This window comes from Streptomyces muensis, assembly GCF_021474425.1.
Classification (GTDB): Bacteria; Actinomycetota; Actinomycetes; order Streptomycetales; family Streptomycetaceae; genus Streptomyces; species Streptomyces muensis.
This window is the reverse complement of the sequence record NZ_JAKEIP010000464.1, coordinates 1-3,647: the sequence shown is the minus strand read 5'-3', so window position 1 is coordinate 3,647 and position 3,647 is coordinate 1. Positions and strand designations below refer to the sequence as shown.

General features: G+C 67.8%; 1 protein-coding gene and 3 pseudogenes. 2 read left to right on the top strand and 2 right to left on the bottom strand.

Annotated features, from left to right (window positions below; genetic code table 11):
* Positions 1 to 92: 92 nt before the first annotated feature.
* Together L0P92_RS43085 and L0P92_RS43080 are read right to left on the bottom strand one after the other, a co-directional pair.
* Positions 93 to 842 (bottom strand): annotated as a pseudogene (locus tag L0P92_RS43085) (ISAzo13 family transposase); the annotation flags it as partial.
* A 40-nt stretch (positions 843 to 882) separates the two neighbouring features.
* Positions 883 to 1,220 (bottom strand): annotated as a pseudogene (locus L0P92_RS43080) (transposase); the annotation flags it as partial.
* A 578-nt stretch (positions 1,221 to 1,798) separates the two neighbouring features.
* Here L0P92_RS43080 and L0P92_RS43075 point away from each other — a divergent pair.
* On the top strand, positions 1,799 to 3,043 hold the full coding sequence (locus tag L0P92_RS43075; protein WP_234768587.1) for a DNA/RNA non-specific endonuclease: 1,245 nt from the start codon (positions 1,799 to 1,801) through the stop codon (positions 3,041 to 3,043).
* Positions 3,044 to 3,083: 40 nt separating this feature from the next.
* Positions 3,084 to 3,647: pseudogene (locus tag L0P92_RS43070) on the top strand (hypothetical protein); the annotation flags it as partial.

Sequence of the window (3,647 nt, the reverse complement as noted above, 5' to 3'; positions counted from 1 at the left end):
CGTCAGAATTCGCGAACATCCTTCTGGGCCATCATCTGGTGCCGTCAGCTTTCACGAACAACTGACGTCACCAACTAAGGGCTTGCATGTCATTAACACGTCGTCTTGATCATGCTGCTGGAGTCGCTGCTCAGGACTCGAACGCGAGCCTGGAGGGCTGTGAGGGCGGAGGGCGGGGTGGCTGACGGTGGGATGATGATGCTGTGCGCCTTGAGCAGTGTCCTGATCTTCAGCAGGGTGCGGTGCATGGCGGTCCGACTGCTGTCGAACAGCACCGCTAGGGGTTCCGGGGCCAAGTCGACCCGCAGGTGGAGGACGGCTGCCAGGACCTGGTCGGGGAAGGCGTGTCGGGTCAGCGGCAGGGACGCCATCTCCGCGTCGCCGATCTGGACTCCGGTGGGGTAGACGTTGGTGTCCAGCTCGGCCATGACAGGCAGTCCAGTGCGGGTGGTGGTCGCGGCGATGGACTGGACGAAGACTTCATGGCTGGTCAGCGGGCGGCCGCGCCAGTTCATGGTGATGTGCGAGAAGAGCCGGTGCTCGATCTTGTTCCATTTCGATGTGCCCGGCGGCAGGTGGCACACGGTGATCGTCAGTCCTGTTTCTGCGGCGAGCCGGGCGAGTTCGAGCTTCCAGGCCCGAGTGCGGTAGCCGTTCGAGCCGCCCGCGTCGGCGGTGATGAGCAGTCGTGTCGCCTGCGGGTAGGCGGCCCTGCCCTGGCCGGACCACCAGCGGCGGATCGATTCCAGCGCGAACGCGGCAGTGTCGTGATCGGTGCCCACATTGACCCAGCCGGTGTTCGCCGCGAGATCGTAGATCCCGTACGGGACGGCCTTGCCCAGCGTTCTGCAGAAACACCGTCAGGCCGAAGAGGCGGTACGCGGTGCCAATGATCTGCATCGAGTCCCTAAACCGGCGGGCTCTCTCCCGTACCTGGCAACGCAGGAGTTCCTGGATGCGCTGGTCTAGCCTGTCCTGCGCCACAGGCTGAAGTAGTAGAACACCGCCGACCAGGCCAGGAAGTCATGGGGAAGGTAACGCAGCTGGCAGCCTGTCCGGTTCTGATAGAAGATCGCGTTCACGACCTCCCGCAGGTCACAGGACTCGGGATCCCCGTTCGCCGACCGCGCCACCCTCTCCTGTTTCCAGGCCGTGATCATCGGCTCGATCAGAGCCCACTGCTCGTCCGATAGATCGCTGACGTACGGCTCTCTGTCAATGCTCGGCATCTCGAATGGCTATGCCCAGTTGTGGCCTGCATGGCGATCAGTGCCACGATCGAGCGGTCGCGAACCGAGGAAGATCGAACTTAACGCCCACTGAGTTCATGCGGGCACAGATGCGCGCGCCCCGCAGGGTCGCCGTCTCTGAAGAGCGAGGCAGGAACAGCACTCACCGGGTCATCTTCGAACCGGACGGAAGCTATCGGGAGCATTGCGAATGGAGAGGGCTTCCAGCGCCACCTTGGAATCCGCGTAATCCACGTACAAACCCTGCACAGTGGCAAGTTCACCGGGCGGCGAACCACCCCATACCTGCCCATTGGTGATACAGGCGTCCTCCGAAGAGCCAGGTTCGACCGAGATTCAGCCAACTCTCGGCAGTCGCCCCGCCCTGTGCACTCTTGTCGCGTCCATGGCTCGGTTCCTAGCGTGTCCCCACCGTCAGACCAGACGCAGTGGGGGACACGCGCCTTTCTGTGGCCCTCCACGCCCATGGCCGCGATCGGAAGGTTGGGAAGAACGTGCAGCGATTAAGAGGGTTAACTCGGGTCCGCCCGTTAGCCGCGGTGACCGCCGTGGCAGCCGCGCTCGCGATGGCGCTCGGCGGCACTTCGTCGGCGGCCGCGGCACCGGCGGACTCCGGCAGTCGCACCGGCTCCGGATCCGCATCCGCCGGCGTCGCCGACACCGCCCGGAAGGGTGCCGACCGTACCGCCGAGGTCACCATGCGCGAGGTGCCGGTGGAGAAGCTGGTCACCCGCACGCCGGACAGCAAGGGCCACCTCAAGGTCCTGCTGGAGAACGGGAAGACCGCTGAGATCCCCGCCTCCGCCAAGGACCGGGTCACCAAGGCCCTATCCGCACGCGACGCAGACGACGACGTCAGCACCAAGGGAACCGTCTACGGCAACTGCGGCAGCTCTTACGTCACGCTCCACCAGAAGGACAACGACTACCCGGTCCGCATGCGCACCGGGTTCGATCTGAACCAGCCGGCCGTCGCCTACGCTTGGGTCGCCGCCGTCACCGGTCCCGGCTTCGCCGACTCCTACACGAGGTCTGGCAGCCTGTTCTTCGAGCGAAGCTGGGACGGCGAGTACAACAGCGACGGCGACGAGTCCGAGGGCTGGTACTTCGCTGCGGTGGCCCCTGGCTCCAACGCCGTGCTGTGGAACGGCAACGTCTGCACCAGCGGCGGCCCGACCGAGCTCGAGTACCTCACCGAGCCCAAGGCCGCCTGCCTGGAGAACGTGCCCTCCGGCACCGAGTCCGCGGGCGACGGCTGGATCCGCAACACCAGCGTCGGCGTCGACCACCGCAACAAGACCACCACCCCGCCGGACGGCCCCGGCCAGCGCGCCTCTGCAGCCACCGCCTGCCTGACCCAGACCGGCGGCGGCAACGCGGCCCGCGGCGACATCACCGGCTGGCGCGACGCCCAGATCTTCCGGGACGCCAACGCCCCCGGAGCCGTCCTGGCCCGCTGCCACCTGATCGCCAACGTCCTCGGCGGCAAGGGCCAGTCCGCCCGCCACCAGCAGACGAACCTCGTGCCCTGCTTCCAAGTCGGCATGAACACCGGCACCCCCAGCATGCGCACCTACGAGACCATCGTCCAGAACGCGGTGGACAACGATCTGGGCCGCAACGACGCCGTCTCCTACAGCGTGATACCGCTTTACGAGGACGCGACGAGCACCATCCCGTCCTCGGTCATCATGAGCGCCACGCTCCAGCGCGCCGACGGCAGCTCGCGGTCGCTGTTCTGGTTCCGCATCGTGGGGAACACCGGCCCGGGTGGCGTTAACCTCGGAAACTGATCCGGAGCAAGGCGAGTAACGCGTCATCAGGGAGCCGGAAATGGGAACCACCCTGCACCGCACCACTCCGCCGCGGCCGTACGACGCCGCAGCGATTGTCCCCGACCTGGCTCCCCTGGCGCGCACGGCGACCCGGCTGCACCCGCGGCCCGGGTCGCCCACCCCGCGCGACAGCTCGATCGGCGGGCCGCTGCTGTGGCCCGCCGACGAGCCCTGGCCCCGCTGCGAGGGCCCGCACGAGCCGGACGGCCGCCACATCCCGACGCCCGACGACGTCCGCATGCTGCGCCGTCTGCGCGCGGCCGCGGCCGGGCGCGCGCTCACCCCGCAGGAGCAGGACCAGCGCGAACGCGCGCGGGCAGGCCACGCATGGCCCGAGCCGGGCGAGCCGGTGGCGATGCTGCCGGTGGCGCAGTTGTACGCCGCCGAGGTCCCCGGCCTGCACCCGCCGCACGGCGCCGACCTGCTGCAGCTCCTGTGGTGCCCCTTCGATCATCCCGGCCAGGCCGAACCTGCCACCCGCCTGCACTGGCGCACCGCCGATGCAATCGCCAAGCCACTGCAGGAGCCCGCCCCGCAGCCCCCCACCGTCCAGTACGAGGGC